The organism is Rhizobium mulingense, assembly GCF_029194105.1.
Lineage (GTDB): Bacteria > Pseudomonadota > Alphaproteobacteria > Rhizobiales > Rhizobiaceae > Rhizobium > Rhizobium mulingense.
On record NZ_JARFVE010000006.1, the window covers coordinates 160906 to 178541 of the forward strand.

The window sequence follows — 17636 nt, forward strand, 5'->3', positions numbered from 1 at the left end:
GTTGACGTAACGTGACGCCGTTTCACGCGCGCGATATCAGATTGCTCTGGCGGTCGTCATGGGCGCGCGTTTGCCGCCGCAGCCCCAGTTCCAGTCGCGGCTCTTGCCAGTGTCGAGATGAACGGAATCCGTGTGGCAATAGGTGCCCACGCCGCCGCGATCTGGCAAGGAGCGGATATAGGCGGCGATATCCCATTTCGAGACGCCGTCGATCTGGATGTCGGCGGCCTCGCAGCTCTTGTGCATCGATTCGTCAGCGCCGCCGACCAGGCGGTTATGTTCTTCGTCGCGGTAGCCTGAGGTGACGATGACAGGCCGGCCGAAGTGGTTTTCGACCGTTTTGATCACTTTCAACAGGTCGGGCTTGAAGCAGCCGACCTCGACATGATCGTTCTGGACGTGCAGCCCGTTCGGCGCGACACGCGTCATGCCGGGCAGGGCAGCCTTGTGCAGAAGGCCGGAGAGGCTGCCGAGCAGGTTCTGCTTCGGCGCGCTGTAGAGCGCGTTCGTCGTTATTGCCGGAATGCCGCCTGTCGCCAGCGACGCGGTTTGAACGGGCAGAGGTTGCGTGCCGGAGTTCTCCGAGGATTGCTGCGGCAGCACCGGCGCCGCCTGCTGTGCAGGCACGGCAGGCTGGCTGTAGACGCTGCTTCTTGTCGGTGCCACGCCTTGCGTCGGCGCATAGGCTTGCGGCTGGATGATGGTGGACGTGCTGTTGTTTTGCGGCGGCGGCTGGTGATCCGAAAAGATGCTCATCGCCTGCGCGTTGATCCGTGTCGACTGCATGACCAGCCCGCCGATATTGGCAGGCGCTGCCATTGCCGGATCGGCCGGCGGAACGGCGGCATTCGGATCCGGCGCCATGCCCTGGGGTGTGGCCTGGGCGCCGGAGACATTCACGAGCCGGGGGTCGGTATGTCGCGGCGCAGATTTCGCGGGCGCTGTCGCGCCAAGCTGGGGCTCTGCGGCCGCGGTTGCCGGAGCCACCGGAAGCGCGGCAGCTGAATCGAGCGCCTTCTTGTTCGACGCGCAGCCAGACAACGCCAGCAACGAGGTGGCGATCAGCAAAGCGCCCGTTACAGGCATTCGCATCTCATTGTTACGCAAGCAACCGGTCTCCAGTTGATGCGGAAAACGGCCGAAAATCGCCATCTTCCGCGTCGAGTCAGCTGGAGCTTGCCTGCAGGGCCGGGTTGCGGCAAGCGCCAAGGCGCCGGCCGGATCCGAAATCGCAAAAGCCGCAAGCTTCGCAAAAGCCTTGCGGCAAAAACCCTTACCAGGCGCCGGTATTGCCCATGGAAGCCCAGGGCTCAGTGGCTGGAAGCGGGCTTCCCTTCTGCAGGATTTCGATCGAGATGCCGTCGGGCGAGCGCACGAAGGCCATGTTACCGTCGCGGGGCGGCCGGTTGATGGTGATGCCGTTGTCCATCAGCTTCTGGCAGATTGCATAGATGTCGTCGACTTCATAGGCGAGATGGCCGAAGTTGCGTCCGCCGCTGTAATCTTCGGTATCCCAGTTGTAGGTAAGCTCGAGGCAGGGAGCTTTTTCGCTGCGCGCACGCTCGAGATCGTCGCGGGCAGCCAGGAAAACCAGGGTGAAACGGCCCTTCTCGTTTTCGTGGCGGCGAATCTCCTCCAGACCGAACAGCGTGGTATAAAAGGCAAGCGAAGCGTCCAGGTCTTTGACGCGAACCATGGTGTGGAGATAACGCATTCTATCTACTCCTTTATTGGGGCTGGCCCTTATCGGCAAGCCGTGGTCAGCTTCGGGCAAGTCAACATGATAAAATGTGCAGCTGGGAATAACCGAAAACTAGGACTTGCGCTTATCCGTTACCAAGATGTTAATCTTGATTTCAAGAATCAGTTAACCGTAACAGTGTGACGCGTATTCGAGGGGCTGGCGACTATGGCTGATAGGATTTCATCGAACGAATACACCGATCTCGACGAGCTGTCGTCAGAGACGGTCGATCTTGTTGAAATCACCGGGGTCGTCAAGTGGTTCGACGTCGCGAAGGGCTTCGGCTTCATCGTACCGGACAATGGCATGCAGGATGTTCTCCTGCACGTGACCTGCTTGCGCCGCGACGGTTACCAGACGATCCTCGAGGGAACGCGGATCGTTGCCCTTATCCAACGCCGCGAGCGCGGCTACCAGGCCTTCAAGATCCTTTCGATGGATCAGTCGACCGCGGTTCATCCCTCGCAGCTGCCGCCGGTCCGCACCCATGTGCAGGTCACCGCGACGAGCGGGCTCGAGCGCGCGCTCGTCAAGTGGTTCAACCGCACCAAGGGCTTCGGCTTCCTGACGCGCGGCGAGGGCACGGAAGACATCTTCGTGCATATGGAAACGCTTCGCCGTTTCGGCCTCACCGAGCTGCGCCCCGGCCAGGTGGTTCTCGTCCGCTTCGGCGATGGCGAAAAGGGCCTGATGGCCGCAGAAATTCACCCCGATATTCCGAGCCCGGCAAGCCGGTCGCATTGAGATGCGAGATCTCGTCCTTCATGCGATCAGAAGCGCCATCACGGCGCTTTTTTTCTTGGTCGCCCTGCCGGCCCTGGCTGAGGAGTCGATGCGGTTCGACAAGGAGCCGCTGCTCATCCAGACCGCCGCCGGGAAGACGCTGCATTTCACCGTTGAGGTCGCGGTAACCGCCGACCAGCGCGCCCATGGACTGATGTTCCGCAAAACGATGGCCGATGACGCCGGCATGATCTTCGATTTCGGCGAGCCGCGGCGCGTCGCCATGTGGATGGAAAACACCATCCTGCCGCTCGACATGCTCTTTGCCGACAATGCCGGCACGATCCGCCACATCAAGGAAAACGCAACGCCCTATTCGCGCGACATCATCGATTCGATGAGCCCGGTGAAATACGTCGTTGAACTCAATGCCGGCATTGTCCGCAAATTGGGGATCAAGGTGGGCGACAGGATCATGAGCGCCACGACGACAAAGGCGAAGTAAGCGCGCTCACGTTCCAACAATGCGGGCCACGATGCGCCTGTCAAAGATTAAAGAATATCAGGGAATTGAATGGTCGGAGTGGAGAGATTCGAACTCCCGACCCTCTGGTCCCAAACCAGATGCGCTACCAGACTGCGCTACACTCCGTGCCGTGGGCGGGGAGATACACGGTTCACCTCGCGCTCGCAACCCATAAATCCAGCTCCGGCCGAAGATTCGCGCGCGATATCTCGATGCATACGGAAAAATCTTGATGGGCCGCAAGTCGGCTCTGCTGGGCGCGGCTCGACGGCCAGGGGGAGGCTGCCTCAGCCGTGTTCGAGAAGGCCGATATATTGAGCGTAGCTGATGGCAAGGTAGAAGAAAGCCGTAATGGCAGCCCCTATCACTATGGCATTGAGCTCCGCCGGACGTCTCGTCATGAGTGCAAATCCACTGAAATTTATTGAGCTGTAATTACTGCGGAGGGCCGGCCGCGGCAATCGAGTTGCGATCACAACATGAGACAATCGGTAATATTGCGCAACTCGGCCGAAATCAGAAGAATATCCGCGGCGGCGCTGTCCGCCGATATCCGTATCGGCGGCATCGCCTCATTGTCGGCATGGGAGCGGCAGCGCGTCGCGCACCGCCTTTTTTCTTGAAAAGGCAGGGATTCGCAGATAAGCAAAATTCATCTCTTCGCGCCATCCTTGGCGACGAAGCGAGGCCCGGCGACGGGATTGAGACCATGAAAGGCGGGCGCTGTCCCCGCATATTCGGAGATGCCGCAGTCATGCCTGCCAAGATCTATCGTCCTGCTAAGACCGCCATGCAGTCCGGCAAGGCCAAGACCCATCTCTGGGTGCTTGAATTCGATCAGGAGTCCCCCCGCAAGATCGATCCAATCATGGGCTACACCTCCTCGGGCGATATGCGCCAGCAGGTAAAACTCACCTTCGAAACGCAGGCGCTTGCCGAAGCCTATGCCCAGCGCAACGGCATCGAATATCGCGTCATCGCCCCGAAGGACCCGGCGCGCCAAGTCGTGGCCTATCCGGATAATTTCCGCTATACCCGCACGCAGCCCTGGACGCATTGAGATTTCTCGTCCACATATGCCGCATCCGGTCGCGCTTCGTAAACGCGGCCAGCAGACGGCCCCTTAGCTCAGCTGGATAGAGCACCTGCCTTCTAAGCAGGTTGTCGCAGGTTCGATTCCTGCAGGGGTCGCCACCACTTTTCAATTATTTGTTTTTACGTGATTTCCCCCGTAAACCCCTCATCCGAGTTGTTTTGAGGGGTTAGCTTCTAACATGCATCCGGCACCGAAATGGGCGCAGTCGCTTTGACATTGATCGGCCATGAACTCGCAGGCCCCCATGCTGAGCACTGTTTTCTTTGGAGGGTGGGCTGACAAAGCGCGTAAGTATTATCTGTCTGGTAGGCTTCATCCTCTGTTTATTAGGCGTGCTTGCCCTTGGAATATTCAGTGGGGGTGTGAAATATATGCACGGGTTCGTCAGGTATGCATACGATATTCTTTGGGTTATTCCTGCCGTACTGTTCGCGCCGGGCCTTATGAGCTATTTATCTTCACGGTCGTGGCCGGAAGTTCGAAAGGATAAAGCCAATAGAGAATTCGTGCTTAAGAACCCATTGTTAAGATTTTTTATCTGGCGCGAAATCAGGGATGAAGGATAAACAACCGGCAGCATTAGTCGTGGTTATGCGGATTTGCCAGCGATAGCATGATGCCGATCGATAACAACATTCTGGAACGTGACATCCGCGTTTTTGCCACAGGCAGAAAGAGTTGGCTGTTCAGCGATACCGTCGACGGAGCCAAGGCCAACGCCTTGCGATCCTCGTCGAGCATGTGGACCCAGATAGGTATCCTTCTCCATCCACTCGCGGACGATATACCTGATGGCGTCTTCTCGCGTCAGCACAGCTCGCTGCAAAAGTTTCGGATTGCCTCTTCGATATCATCGTCGAGGGCCATCGACCCGGAACTGCGCGGCGCTGACATCTAGGCCGCCGTCAGGACAATCCCGCGTATGGGGGCGGGCCGGCGTCCCACAGCTTGAAAGATTGAGTCCGATCGTGCAGCGAACGGCCGCCCTTTCTCATCTCGCTGAGCAGTGGGCTTCGTCGGCGATCAGCAGCTTTCCTCGAGATGAACAGCGCCGCTATCGCCTCGCGTAAAGCGGCACCGGGAAGGCCGGCTGACACCCGTCGAAAAATTACAGCGCGTGGATGGGGTCGCCGCTCGGGCTATGCCCTCCCAGCTTGCTCAACCACGCGCTGAAGTAACGAAGTTTGCGCGCCGTGTGGCGGATTTTACTCCGCCGTCGACATATTTCCGGATTGTTGTGGCGATCGGATGACCGCCACAACGGGTATTAGTTAGAGGAGAAAATCGCCTGCCCCCAGCTGGACGTGGCCCTGCAGCTGAATCTCGAAGTCATGAACACCGTCGCCGTTCAAATCGGCCTGGATAACGGTATGGTCGTCCTCGTAGTGCCACGCAAGCGCGCCAGCCTTCTTGTCGAACAAGGCATTCTCCTGCGCCTGGAAATGGAAGGCTGCATCGCCCTGCGCAGAGCCATTCGCGTCGATCGCGGAGAGATCGATCTTATCGACGCCATGCTGGAAGTCGGTGATGAGGTCGCGGCTCCAGCCGGACCCGGTCTCCGTTGGTGCCTTGAAGGTAAAGGTATCCGAGCTGGTGCCACCGCTCATGATGTCCCTTCCGGCACCACCGATGAGGACGTCCGAGCCGGCGCCGCCCTTCAACACGTCATTGCCGCCGAGACCCTTGTAGGTTTCGTTGCCGCCGTTGGACTGACCGGTGTGTGGCAGGTAGTCGTTACCCTCGGTGCCGGTGTATACCTTCGTCGATGTGGTCGGCGTTGTCGGTTGCGTCGGCGTGGTCGGCTCTGTCGGCGCTGTCGGCGCTGTCGGCGCGGTTGGTGCTGTCGGCGCGGTTGGCGCTGTCGGCGTGGTTGGCGCTGCCGGCTGCGTCGGGGTGCTTGGCGTTCCCGATACCGGTGAGGAGCCCGATTCATAGGCACCCATATCGACAGTTCCAACGACGCGAGCGTCGCCGTCCAGATCGACCGAGTCGACGCCGTACTTGACGGTTCCGCTGTCGATTGCCGCCGAGCCGGAGGCGAGGTGGAAGTCGCCGCTCGATGCCCCCACGAAATGCGGGTCGACGCCGAGCTTGTTGCCGTTCGCCGTGCTCGGCATCGCGTTGCCGCCGTCGGTCTTGACCGATGCCTGGCCGGCCGTGCCGTTGTAGGTCATGTTGTTGGCCCAGACGACGTTGGCGTTGGTGTAGCCGCCGTACGACGTGTTGTCGACCGCAGTGTTGTTCTTATTGACCGATGGGTCCGCTACGGCCACGTTGTTGACCCAGGTGTTGTTGCTCGACTGCGCGTTGCTGAGCTCGCCGCGCCAGGTGCCGTCGTTCAGCAGGTCCTGGTTGTTGTGGTATGCGGTGTTGTTTTTCACCGTGACGGAGTCGCTCCAGGTAACTTGGATGCCTTTGCTGCCGTTCTCATAGACGAGGTTGTTGTCGACCAGGGTCTTAAACGTGTAGTTCGGATGACCGCTCGTCTGCGTGCTCTGGAAATCGTCGATGATGATGCCGTTGCCATCGGTGTGCGCACCCGTCTTCGTGACGTTATCGTGCGAGATGTTGTTCCGGATGATGTTGCGGAAGGTCCCATCGTCCGGCGCCCCGGTGATATTCCGGTTCTCGTAGAGAGAGATGCCTGAAAACCAGCCGGCACTCGCATTTTTGTAAGTCTCGTTCCCTTCGATCGTGATGAAGTCGGATCTGGCGAAGGCGATGCCGGACGCACCGTTGTCGTGGGAAACGTTATTGGCGATCTTCACATGGTGGACGCCCTCACCAACAATGCCGTGCGAATCGCTCCCGTAGACCTCGAAGCCCTCGACCGCCACATAGTTCGCAGTGATGTTGATACCATTTGCGCCGCCCGATGCTGAGTGTATCACCGCTCCACCCGGTACCTCCGACCGCAAGGTAATGTAGCCGGCCGCGGATCCATCCTTGTACATGTTCACCGACTCATTATAGACGCCCGCGCGCACCACGACCTCGTCGCCTGGCTTAAGGTCAGCCGCCATCGCCTGACCGATCGTGTGAAAGGGAGAAGTGGCACTGCCGTTGCCGCCGCTGCTGCTCGCCGATACGTAGTATGTTGTCATAGTCCTGTTCCTCAACTCTGACGTTGTGTTTGTCAGTTAATATTTTCTAGCTAATTAGCCGTTACGGCGGGGGTTATAGGACGTCATCCCGGGGAAGTGCAACAGCATCGCGACAGTAAGTACTTGAGAAGTATGGCCATATTGCTGCCATAATGTCCCGATCACTCCGGAGTTACATTTTGAAATATTTGCGGAATTTTGAGTCGCTGAAATTGTGGCAGTATTTCTATCACGCACACCGCGAATTATTCTTTCTGCAACTACAGCGGCATGCTCGGATTGAAAACATTACGAAAATTTGATGAGTGCGAGCGGATTCCTCCGGCCAAAGGCCGAATCTGCATTTTTTTGTGAATCTAGGCTTTTTGGGCAGATTCGCCCTCAAAAGTGATACTTATCGACATGGTAGGGGAGGCGCATGATCATAGAATCGCCCACACCTCGAACTTTAAAATGCCCCCCGATCAAGGGAATTGCCGCTAAGGCAATCCTCTCGTGATGAGCCCGATACAACGATCGAGATACTCGGAAAGCTGCTGCAGGCATGCCGCAGGGAACCGCGCTAGCCACTCACTCGAGCGGGGCTGAGCCAATTCCCAGCTATCCGCAGAGCAGGCGATCGCTTTGGATCGATCGTCAACATTGCAGCATGAACCGCAGCACTCGCATCACTCGGTTAATTGCTCACCGCCCAACCCGTTGCCGACTGATGTCACAGGAGAAGCGCCAGATCAGGTTAGGAGTTGGGACAAAGTCGAGAAACAAAGATTTCCTCAAGGGACCGGTGCGGCAGTTAGTCCGTCGTCAGCAGGCCGCCCCGGACGGAACGTAACGGTGACTTTCTTCGCGCTGATGTAGCCAGGCCGTAACAGGGTCGGAGCTCGATTTCGATGTCTTCCGGTCCTTTTTGGAAGGGCATAGTAGCCAGCTCGACCGCGATCCGTTGCGTAGCGGAGGATGAGACCATTGATCACGTTCTGGTGGCTGAAGCCGTCCAACTGCAGGTCCATAATATCTTCGAAGGCGAAAGTGACGACTGCATGCTTGTCAAGGATCCGGTATCCATCTTGATCAACAGCATCGGTGTCGATCCAGCCGTGAATCATCAACTCGCTGGCCCCAGTGCGATTGAGCGAGAGGCTCAGAATTGCCGCGTCATGAAAGGTCGGGTTCTGTCCGAACCAGGCCAGCAGTTCCGGACCTCCTGCTATCTTCTCGTAGATCATCTCTGACCTCACACGTCATTCGGTGCTGCCGCACGATAGCAATCTCAGACGGTGTGACAATCGGCTCCGAGTGCACGATGTCCGTCGCTTTCTGGGCGGCTTCGCTCGGATGAGTTGTCGACGGCTTGCGAGCTCGAGGCCGCAAGCGCGTCGCGCGATCTTGTTTAGCGACCTTGGAAAATTTTGATGATCTTCGGAGTAAAGCGGCGTTGTTTGACGTCGACGACATCGTCATAGGTAATGCGGCCGGAAACAACGTCGGCAACAAATCGCTCGCATGCAACCCGCGGAGCGTCTTTGTCCGAAACGTTTGTCACAAGCCCAGCGCCGCGACGTCCGCTTGCATCGAATCCCTTCGCGCAGTCTTTCACCGCTTCACTTCTTGCCCTTGCGCTGCCCTGCAGCAGTGTGACGTAGGCATCGTAGTCCTGACGCGTAGGGACGCAGGCGGTCAGAAGACCCGCGGCAACCATCATTGTTACGGCATGAGCGCGCATTTAAATAATATCCGCTTAATTGCCCACCGATAGGCGTCGGATATCTATTTCGATTCGTGCGGCGCGCGAAAGACTACAGCTCAAACCCTATGGAATGCCGAAAGGTGGAATAAATCGCTGTTAGCCGAAAGTTCTTTTCAGCGATCCAGGAAATGATCGAAGTAAACCTTGGCAATGGGGTAGGCGTAGACGCCTCGGTCGACGAAGCCGCGTCTGTAAAGGCAGTTTCTGAGCGCCGCGTTGTAATGCAGGCTTTGTGGATCCGGCGAGCCGCGTCGCCATGAACCCGCTTCCGGAACGCACCAGCGGAGTGCCTTGTCGTATCGAGCCAGGAGGACGGGATCCGTATCGACCCGAACGCCGCTATAGGATTGATAGTTTGAAGGAGATTCTGCGGCCGAAATACAGCCCAGGCCAAGTGCAACGCCAACGACTGCCATCAATCTCATTGGATTTAATTCTCCCTTGATCGATCATCGAAGTAATCGAACGGGAGGTTATTTGTTTCAACGCCTGCGGGCAAGAGGGGAGCACTGCTAGAGCATGATGCCGAAAAGTGCGAGCGATTTTCGGACGACATGATGCTTTAACTCTTTATTTTAGAAGAAGATTCGGATTTAGGCCGACCCGGCCTAAAATCATCCTGTTCCAGGTCTGGCCGGATGACGACCGCCGCAGCGTCGCGGCAGTCATCCCTCCTCTCGGTGGCTCAATCCAGGAGATCGGCCGGCACCTTGCCGCCATTTTCCGAAAGCCGCTTCATCAGCGCCTTGTGCAGCCACATATTCATTTTCGCGGAATCGTTGGTGTCGCCGGTATAGCCGAGTTCGGCGGCAAGTTCCTTGCGCTCGGCCAGGCTCGCATCCATCCCGACGGCTTTCATCAGGTCGACGATCGAGTGACGCCAATCGAGTTTCTGGCCGCTCTTTTTGACAGCGGCGTCGAGGATAGGGACGATATCGACCGCGGCGGCTGTGGCTGGGGCGCTGGGCGGTTTGCTCTGAGCGGGGGAGGCCGTAGGCGCCGGATTGGGCGCTGCCGACGGCGAAACGGGAGCCTGGGCGGGCGGCGTCTTTGGCGCGCCGGCTGCGGCCGGTTCGGCTGCTTTTGCTTCTCCGAAGATTGCATGTTTGATCTTGTCGAAAATGCCCATCCTTGAATCTCCAGTTTCACTAAATGAGAACATGCTGAAACATGGAATTCCGGACGGACTTATCCAGACGAAAGAGAAGCTATTTTCGCAGGTTCAATCGTCGGCAGACGTCAATGCCCGGCTCGGCGGTTCCGATGGAATGACGCCAATGCCATGGCTTCGATCGGACGCGGCAGCCGGGTCCATGCCAATCTCGCCCTCGGCGGGGCGGAGGACCAAGGCGGCAACAGATCCGCGGCATACGGCACCCTCAACACCTCCGAGGCGCGTATCGTGGAACTCTTCCGCAGCAGGCCCGTCGAAGAACAGCGCAAGATGATCGCGCGTTGTGTCGATCTCTCCGCGTCAGGCGGTGGCGATTCCGGTCTTGCCGGTCTCTGTAGTCTGTTGCAGGCGACGGTCTCCCGCTGAACATGAAAGACCCGTCGAACCCAAGGGCGCGGCGGGTCTTAAACAAATTATGCCTGTCGCTCGGAAGTGTGGAGCGGTTCCGGGACAACGACATGCATAAAACAAAGAGCTAAAGCGCGTCGCATGAATCAATTTGATGCGACGCGCTTTGGCGTTTCGGTCAGTGCAGGATCTGGCTCAGGAACAGCTTGGTGCGTTCGTGCTGCGGATTGTCGAAGAATTCCGCCGGCGAATTCTGTTCGACGATCTGCCCCTGATCCATGAAGATGACGCGGTTGGCGACCTGGCGGGCAAAGCCCATTTCATGCGTGACGCAAAGCATGGTCATGCCTTCCTCGGCAAGCCCCACCATGGTGTCGAGCACTTCCTTGATCATCTCGGGGTCGAGCGCCGAGGTCGGCTCGTCGAACAGCATGATTTTCGGGTTCATGCAGAGTGACCGGGCGATCGCCACGCGCTGCTGTTGGCCGCCGGAAAGCTGCCCGGGATATTTGTTGGCCTGTTCGGGGATCTTGACGCGCTTCAGGAAGTGCATGGCGATCTCTTCCGCCTGCCTCTTCGGCATCTTGCGCACCCAGATCGGCGCCAGCGTGCAGTTTTCGAGGATCGTCAGATGCGGAAAGAGGTTGAAGTGCTGGAACACCATCCCGACTTCGCGCCTGACTTCGTCGATCTTCTTCAGATCGTTGGTGAGCTCGGTGCCGTCGACGATGATCTGCCCCTTCTGATGTTCTTCCAGCCGGTTGATGCAGCGGATCATCGTCGACTTGCCCGAACCCGACGGGCCGGCGATGACGATGCGTTCGCCGCGCATGACCTTCAGGTTGATGTCGCGCAGCACGTGGAAATCGCCGTACCACTTGTTCATGTTGATAATTTCGATCGCCACTTCCGTTGCGGAAACGGTGAGCTTTTTAGCTGGAGCTTCAGCCATGATTGTTTTCCCTCATTCTTATCGTTTGTGGCCGGTGTCGAGGTGACGTTCGATGAATGCTGAATAGCGCGACATGCCGAAGCAGAAAAGCCAGAAGGCGAATCCGGCGAATATCAACCCCGTGAGCGGCGTTACCGCGGTTGCCCAGTTCGGATCGACGAAATTGAGGCGAACGATGCCGAGAAGATCGAACATGCTGATGATCGACACCAGCGAGGTGTCCTTGAACATGCCGATGAAGGTGTTGACGATGCCGGGGATCACCAGCTTGATTGCCTGCGGCATGATAACCAACCGCATCTTCTGCCAGTAGCCCAACCCGAGCGAATCCGCCCCCTCGAACTGACCCTTGGGAATGGCCTGCAGGCCGCCGCGGATGACTTCCGCCATATAGGCGGAGGCGAAGATCGATACCCCGATGATCGCGCGCAAGAGCTTGTCTACCGTCCAGCCGGCCGGCAGGAAAAGCGGCAGCATGACGCTCGCCATGAACAGGACCGTAATCAGCGGCACGCCCCGGACGACTTCGATGAAAACGACGCAGAAGGTGCGGATGACCGGCATCTGCGAGCGCCTTCCGAGCGCCAGGATGATGCCGAGCGGGAAGGAGACGGCGATGCCGACGAAAGAGAGCACCAGCGTCACCAGCAGCCCACCCCAGAGTGGGGTCTCGACGATTTCCAGGCCAAATCCGCCGTAAAGCAGAAAGAAGGAAACAATCGGCAGCACGCCGAAGAGCAGGAGGGCATTGGCGCCTTTGCGCGGCGCCGAAGGGATGAGCATCGGCACCAACAGGAGTACGAAAAGAATACCGACCAGCGTCGGGCGCCAGCGCTCGTCAAGCGGGTAACGTCCAAAAATGAACTGGTCGAATTTGGCATTGACGAAGGCCCAGCATGCACCGTTCCAGCCGTCTGGCTGGATTCCGCCCTGCACGGCAGTGGCACAGAAGGTGCGGTCTGGGCCGCTCCAGACAGCCTGCACGAAAAGCCAGTCGATCGCGTGGAGCATTGCCCAGGAGAAAAAGACCAGCGCCACGATGGTAAGAACGATGTCTTTCGGCGTCGCAAGCAGATTGCGGCGAACCCAGGCGACCGCGCCCTTTTCTCCCGGTGGAGGCGGCTCCGGCGCGAGTATGGCCGTTCTGACGAAACTGTTGCTCATCTTACCTCTCCACCAGCGCCATCTTGGCATTGAACCAGTTCATGAACAGCGAAGTCACGATACTGAGCGCGAGGTAAACGACCATCCAGATGAGGATCACCTCAATGGCCTGACCGGTCTGGTTCAACGTCGTGCTGCCGACGGCGACGAGATCGGCAAAACCGATGGCGATCGCCAACGATGAGTTCTTGGTTAGATTGAGATACTGGCTGCTCAGCGGCGGAATGATGATGCGGAAAGCCTGCGGAATGACAACCAGCCGGGTGATCGACGAGGGATGAAGCCCAAGTGCGCCTGCCGCTTCCGTTTGTCCCCTCGCCACGCCGCGAATGCCCGCACGCACGATCTCGGCGATGAAGGCTGCGGTGTAGAAGGAAAGCGCCAGGAAGAGCGACATGAACTCAGGCCCGACGACGGAGCCGCCGGTGAGGTTGAATTTACCCACGATCGGATAGTCGAAGGAAAGCGGCGCGCCTGCGAGCAGGAAGGCGATCAGCGGCAGGCCGATCAGCAGGCCGATCGAAGCCCAGATCGTGTGGAACGGCTGACCAGTGGCCGCCTGCCGGCGATGCGCCCATCGGGCCGTCGCGATGACGGCGATGATCGCAATGACGAAGGCGACGAGGACGAGCCAGAAACCCTCACCGAAAATCGGCTTGGGAAAGGCAAGGCCGCGATTGTTCAGATAGGATCCGAGCGGCAGATGCAGCGACTCGCGCGCATTCGGCAGAACCGCCAGAACGCCCGAATACCAGAAGAAGATCACCAGCAGCGGCGGAATATTGCGAAAAACTTCCACATAGACCGTGCACAGCTTGGCAATCAGCCAGTTCCGCGACAGGCGGCCAATACCGATGATGAAGCCGATGATGGTGGCGGTGATGATGCCGGTAACGGCGATCAGCAGCGTGTTCAGAAGGCCGACAAGCAGCGCGCGGCCGTAGGTCGAATCGCTCGAATAGGCGATCAGCGACTGACCGACCTCGAAGCCGGCACGGCCGTTCAGAAAGCCGAAGCCCGACGCGATGTTGGCGCGCGCCAGATTCACGGCAGTGTTGTGCGCGACCCACCAGACGAAGACGACCAGGAGGACGATGGTGAGAACCTGGAAGAAAATGCCCCGAATTGTCGGGTCGTAGAGGGCGGACTGAAAGCTCCAGCCGCTTCTGGATAAACGTGTTGAATCCAAAGCCTGATGCGTCATGCTTGGCCAATTCCCCATTATGCTCCTTTTCGGAGCTTTTTTATTGGAGGAGGAAAGGCGGTTGCCCGCCTTTCCGGCTTTCCTGCGCGGCCGGTCAGCGAACCGGCGGAGCGTACTGGATGCCGCCCTTGTTCCACAGGGCGTTAAGGCCGCGTGCAATCTTGAGCGGGCTGCCCTGGCCGATATTGCGCTCGAAGACTTCGCCGTAATTGCCGACGTTCTTGACGATATTGTATGCCCATTCGTTGGTGAGACCCAGATCGGTGCCGATCTTGGTGTCGGCCTCGACGCCGAGGAAGCGCTTGATGTCGGGGTTCGGCGAATTCTTCATGTCGTCGACATTCGCCTGAGTGATGCCGAACTCTTCAGCATTGATCATGGCATAGCCGACCCAGCTGACGATATCGAACCACTGGTCGTCACCCTGGCGAACAGCCGGCGCGAGCGGCTCCTTGGAGATGATTTCCGGAAGGATCGCATGCTCGTCGGGGTTCTTCAGGGTCAGACGCAGCGAATAGAGGCCGGACTGGTCGGTCGTGTAGACGTCGCAGCGACCGGCATCATAGGCGGCGTTAACCTCGTCCAGCTTTTCGAAGACGACAGGATTGTACTGAAGGTTATTGGCCTTGAAGTAATCGGCAAGGTTGAGCTCGGTGGTCGTGCCGGACTGGACGCAGACCGATGCGCCGGAGAGCTCGAGCGCCGACTTCACGTTCAGGCTCTTGCGAACCATGAAGCCCTGGCCATCATAATAGTTGACGAAGCGGAAGTTCAGCCCGAGAGCAGTGTCGCGATTGATCGACCAGGTCGTATTGCGGGCCAGAACGTCGATTTCACCGGACTGAAGCGCCGGGAAGCGGTTGGCGGCGCTGAGGGGGGTGAACTTCACCTTCGTGGGGTCGCCGAAAACGGCGGAAGCGACGGCCTTGCAGAAATCGACGTCGAAACCGGCCCAATTGCCGGAAGCGTCGGGTGCGGCAAAGCCGGCCAGGCCGGTATTGACGCCGCATTGTACGAAACCCTTCGCCTTGACGTCACCGAGAGTGGTGGCCGAGGCTGCCGATGCGCCAAGTGCCAAAACCGCTGCGCCGATGGCGGTGGACAGGAGCTTATTCTTCATTTTCCCAACCTTTTTCCATTGTCTTATCTTTATCTTGTGGGGAGTGCGCCCGAACGTTGCGTCGGCCTCCCCAATCGCCTCGACACCCTCCCGGCGCGAGTGGGTCTATCACAGTCGCAAATGTCACTATGGTCAAGTGTCGCCATCAATAATTGCGGCAAAATTCAGAAATTTGGTCAATTGCGCCGCATTCATGGGCGGCTGGTCAGGAAATGGGCGTCCGATTGCGGAAAAATAACGCGAAAATCATACTTTTCGATGGAATCCGCCCAAGGTCCCAAGGGGTTGACCGGAGGTGGCAGGGCGTCCAAAAGTCTCGCTTTCGCGTCCCTTGCCAAAGGCTATTCCCGACATGAAAGACAAAGACAGCTTGCTGCAGAATGCCGGCATCAACACCCGCCTGAGCCATATCGGCAACGATCCCTTCGACTATCACGGTTTCGTCAATCCGCCGGTCGTGCATGCCTCGACGGTGCTGTTTCCGAATGCCCGGACGATGGAGACGCGTTCCCAGAAATACACCTACGGGACCCGCGGCACGCCGACGACGGATGCGCTCTGCGAGGCGATCGACGCGCTCGAAGGTTCGGCCGGCACCATCCTCGTTCCCTCGGGGCTTGCGGCCGTCACCATTCCGTTCCTGGGTTTCGTTGCCGCCGGCGACCATGCCCTGGTCGTCGATTCGGTTTACGGTCCGACCCGCCATTTCTGCGACACGATGCTGAAGCGCCTCGGCGTCGAGGTGGAATATTACGACCCATTGATCGGCGCCGGCATAGAGGCGCTGTTCCGGCCGAACACGAAGATCGTGCACACCGAGGCTCCGGGCTCCAACACCTTCGAGATGCAGGATATTCCGGCTATCTCGGCGGTTGCCCACCGCCACGGCGCCGTCGTCATGATGGACAATACCTGGGCGACGCCGCTTTACTTCCGGCCGCTCGATCATGGCGTCGACATCTCCATCCACGCGGCGACGAAATATCCGTCCGGCCATTCCGACATTCTGCTCGGGACGGTGTCGGCCAATGCCGAGCATTGGGAGCGTCTGAAGGAGGCGAACGGCGCGCTCGGCATCTGCGGCGCGCCCGATGATGCCTATCAGATCTTGCGCGGATTGCGCACCATGGGGCTGCGCCTCGAGCGTCATTATGAAAGCGCGCTTGCTATCGCCGAATGGCTGGAGGGCAGGGAGGATGTCGCGCGGGTGCTGCATCCGGCGCTGCCGAGCTTCCCCTCCCATCATCTCTGGAAGCGCGATTTCAAGGGGGCCAGCGGCATCTTTTCCTTCGTGCTTGCCGCCGATGATCCCGAGCAATCCAGGGCAAAGGCGCATGCCTTCCTAGATGCACTGCGGATCTTCGGCCTCGGCTATTCCTGGGGCGGCTTCGAAAGCCTCGCTTTGCACGCCTATCTCAACGACCGCAGGGTCGCCAAGGCCCCGACCGACGGTGCGGTCATCCGCCTGCAGATCGGTATCGAGGATGTGGCCGACCTCAAGGCCGATGTCGAACGCGGCTTTGCAGCGGCAAGCGCCGTCTGAGGGGAGGCGTGGAGCGCCGCTGTCGCTTGCGGCGCTCTATGGCCGCATGGCGCGATAGCCATAGATCCAGTCGAGATCCGCCGCCAGGCTCTGCGGCGGCTTCAGCCCGAGAACGAGATCGCGGCCGATCCGGATCGGCCCTCTCGCATGATAGGCAAACCGGTTGAAGGCGCCGCGCTGGCGAAGCTTGGCGATGCGCGGCGCGCGATGCCTTTCGAAATGCGCCAGCGCTTCGGTCACGGGACGATCCGAAAGACAAGCGGCAAGTTCGTAGGCATCTTCGATTGCCATCGCCGCGCCCTGGGCCGCAAAGGGCATCATCGCGTGAGCGGCGTCGCCGATCAGAACCGCCCTGCCGTCCTGCCACGCGCCTGACGTGGTTTCGAACAGCGGCCAGAAAGTCAGCTTCCGCTGTCTTTCGAGCAGCGAGACGATGGCCGCGTTCCAGCCGGCAAGACGTGATCGCAGCTGCGCGCGCTGCTCTGCCGTCGGCTCGCTTTGCCAGGCCTGCGGCGCAATGTTGCCGTCGGTGATTGCCACCATGTTGAAGCTGCCGGTCTCCTTCAGCGGATAGCTGACCAGATGCGCCGACCCGCCGAGGAAAGCGGAAACGCTAGTCCGATCGAGGAAACCGGGCGCTTCATCCTCGGCAATGGTGAAGCGGTAGGCGATATTGCCGGAAAAACGCGGCGAGGGGCTGTCCGCAATAGATTGCCGCAGCTTCGACCAGACGCCGTCGGCGCCGATCACGACATCGGCCGGCCGTTCGGAAGGTGGCGGACCCGCTTCCATGCGCATGCCGAGATGAAGCCGGCAGAGCGGCTCGGCTTCGACCGCGGCGAGCAGCGCTTTCTGCAGCGTGGTGCGATGCAGGACGCCATAGGGCGCGCCCCAGCGCTGCCGCGCGAATTTGCCTGCCGGCACCGCCGCAAGCTGGCGCAGCGAACTGCCCGAAATCAGTCGGATGCTCTCCGGTTCGAGCCAGATCCTCGAAAGCGTGTCCAGAATGCCGAGCCCGGCAAGAATGCGGGAGGCATTCGGCGAAAGCTGCAATCCGGCGCCGACTTCGGTGAGTTCGTCCGCCTGCTCGAAAATCTCCGAGCTGATGCCCCGGCGCGAAAGCGACAGCGCAGCCGTCAGCCCGGCAATTCCGGCGCCGATGATGACGGCATGATCGACGGGCATTGCCAG

General features: G+C 59.2%; 16 protein-coding genes, 2 tRNA genes and 2 pseudogenes. 7 read left to right on the forward strand and 13 right to left on the reverse strand.

The window, feature by feature from the left end; all coding sequences use genetic code 11:
* Positions 1-36: 36 nt before the first annotated feature.
* Together PYR71_RS15795 and gloA are read right to left on the reverse strand one after the other, a co-directional pair.
* Positions 37-1107: a D-Ala-D-Ala carboxypeptidase family metallohydrolase gene (locus PYR71_RS15795; RefSeq protein WP_275620012.1), complete on the reverse strand. Its 1071-nt coding sequence runs from the start codon at positions 1105-1107 to the stop codon at positions 37-39.
* A gap of 166 nt (positions 1108-1273) precedes the next feature.
* On the reverse strand, positions 1274-1714 hold the full coding sequence (gloA, locus tag PYR71_RS15800) for a lactoylglutathione lyase (RefSeq protein WP_275620013.1): 441 nt from the start codon (positions 1712-1714) through the stop codon (positions 1274-1276).
* 195 nt (positions 1715-1909) lie between these two features.
* On the opposite strand from gloA, the gene PYR71_RS15805 reads away from it, so the two are divergent.
* Both PYR71_RS15805 and PYR71_RS15810 read left to right on the forward strand, forming a co-directional pair.
* Positions 1910-2488 carry a cold-shock protein gene (locus PYR71_RS15805; RefSeq protein WP_004675946.1) on the forward strand — a complete coding sequence of 193 codons (579 nt, stop codon included), beginning with the start codon at positions 1910-1912 and terminating at the stop codon, positions 2486-2488.
* Position 2489: 1 nt separating this feature from the next.
* Positions 2490-2972: a DUF192 domain-containing protein gene (locus tag PYR71_RS15810; RefSeq protein WP_275620014.1), complete on the forward strand. Its 483-nt coding sequence runs from the start codon at positions 2490-2492 to the stop codon at positions 2970-2972.
* A gap of 70 nt (positions 2973-3042) precedes the next feature.
* Here PYR71_RS15810 and PYR71_RS15815 read toward each other — a convergent pair.
* A tRNA-Pro gene (locus PYR71_RS15815) sits at positions 3043-3119 on the reverse strand.
* Between the two features lie 628 nt (positions 3120-3747).
* Here PYR71_RS15815 and PYR71_RS15820 point away from each other — a divergent pair.
* From PYR71_RS15820 to PYR71_RS15830, 3 genes and pseudogenes are all read left to right on the forward strand, one after another.
* Complete coding sequence (locus PYR71_RS15820; protein WP_010004800.1) at positions 3748-4053, forward strand: ETC complex I subunit; 306 nt, start codon at positions 3748-3750, stop codon at positions 4051-4053.
* A gap of 57 nt (positions 4054-4110) precedes the next feature.
* Positions 4111-4187 (forward strand) — tRNA-Arg (locus PYR71_RS15825).
* Positions 4188-4702: 515 nt separating this feature from the next.
* Positions 4703-4813: pseudogene (locus PYR71_RS15830) on the forward strand (IS66 family transposase); the annotation flags it as partial.
* Between the two features lie 547 nt (positions 4814-5360).
* On the opposite strand, the gene PYR71_RS15835 reads toward PYR71_RS15830, so the two are convergent.
* The 5 genes from PYR71_RS15835 to PYR71_RS15855 all read right to left on the reverse strand — a co-directional run bounded on the left by PYR71_RS15835 (position 5361) and on the right by PYR71_RS15855 (position 10069).
* On the reverse strand, positions 5361-7193 hold the full coding sequence (locus tag PYR71_RS15835; protein ID WP_275620015.1) for a M10 family metallopeptidase C-terminal domain-containing protein: 1833 nt from the start codon (positions 7191-7193) through the stop codon (positions 5361-5363).
* Between the two features lie 773 nt (positions 7194-7966).
* Positions 7967-8419 carry an Imm50 family immunity protein gene (locus PYR71_RS15840; RefSeq protein ID WP_275620016.1) on the reverse strand — a complete coding sequence of 151 codons (453 nt, stop codon included), beginning with the start codon at positions 8417-8419 and terminating at the stop codon, positions 7967-7969.
* Positions 8420-8583: 164 nt separating this feature from the next.
* Complete coding sequence (locus PYR71_RS15845) at positions 8584-8916, reverse strand: hypothetical protein (RefSeq protein ID WP_275620017.1); 333 nt, start codon at positions 8914-8916, stop codon at positions 8584-8586.
* A gap of 137 nt (positions 8917-9053) precedes the next feature.
* A complete protein-coding gene (locus PYR71_RS15850) occupies positions 9054-9365 on the reverse strand; it encodes a hypothetical protein (RefSeq protein ID WP_275620018.1) in 312 nt (103 codons plus the stop codon).
* A gap of 260 nt (positions 9366-9625) precedes the next feature.
* Positions 9626-10069 (reverse strand): DUF3597 domain-containing protein, encoded by a 444-nt coding sequence (locus tag PYR71_RS15855; RefSeq protein ID WP_275620019.1) that lies wholly within the window; start codon positions 10067-10069, stop codon positions 9626-9628.
* Positions 10070-10169: 100 nt separating this feature from the next.
* Between PYR71_RS15855 and PYR71_RS15860 the strand changes: the two are divergent.
* Positions 10170-10480 (forward strand): annotated as a pseudogene (locus PYR71_RS15860) (hypothetical protein); the annotation flags it as partial.
* Between the two features lie 160 nt (positions 10481-10640).
* Here PYR71_RS15860 and PYR71_RS15865 read toward each other — a convergent pair.
* The 4 genes from PYR71_RS15865 to PYR71_RS15880 form a co-directional block, all read right to left on the reverse strand.
* Complete coding sequence (locus PYR71_RS15865; RefSeq protein ID WP_183915851.1) at positions 10641-11414, reverse strand: amino acid ABC transporter ATP-binding protein; 774 nt, start codon at positions 11412-11414, stop codon at positions 10641-10643.
* Between the two features lie 18 nt (positions 11415-11432).
* Positions 11433-12578 carry an amino acid ABC transporter permease gene (locus tag PYR71_RS15870; RefSeq protein ID WP_275620020.1) on the reverse strand — a complete coding sequence of 382 codons (1146 nt, stop codon included), beginning with the start codon at positions 12576-12578 and terminating at the stop codon, positions 11433-11435.
* 1 nt (position 12579) lies between these two features.
* Complete coding sequence (locus PYR71_RS15875) at positions 12580-13782, reverse strand: amino acid ABC transporter permease (protein WP_275620021.1); 1203 nt, start codon at positions 13780-13782, stop codon at positions 12580-12582.
* A gap of 94 nt (positions 13783-13876) precedes the next feature.
* Complete coding sequence (locus PYR71_RS15880; protein ID WP_183915845.1) at positions 13877-14902, reverse strand: amino acid ABC transporter substrate-binding protein; 1026 nt, start codon at positions 14900-14902, stop codon at positions 13877-13879.
* A gap of 352 nt (positions 14903-15254) precedes the next feature.
* Here PYR71_RS15880 and PYR71_RS15885 point away from each other — a divergent pair, with 352 nt between their 5' ends.
* Positions 15255-16445 carry a cystathionine beta-lyase gene (locus PYR71_RS15885; RefSeq protein WP_275620022.1) on the forward strand — a complete coding sequence of 397 codons (1191 nt, stop codon included), beginning with the start codon at positions 15255-15257 and terminating at the stop codon, positions 16443-16445.
* A gap of 36 nt (positions 16446-16481) precedes the next feature.
* Here PYR71_RS15885 and PYR71_RS15890 read toward each other — a convergent pair whose 3' ends face one another.
* Positions 16482-17630, reverse strand: a complete 1149-nt coding sequence (locus PYR71_RS15890) for an FAD-dependent monooxygenase (RefSeq protein ID WP_275620023.1) — start codon at positions 17628-17630, stop codon at positions 16482-16484.
* Positions 17631-17636: the final 6 nt, after the last annotated feature.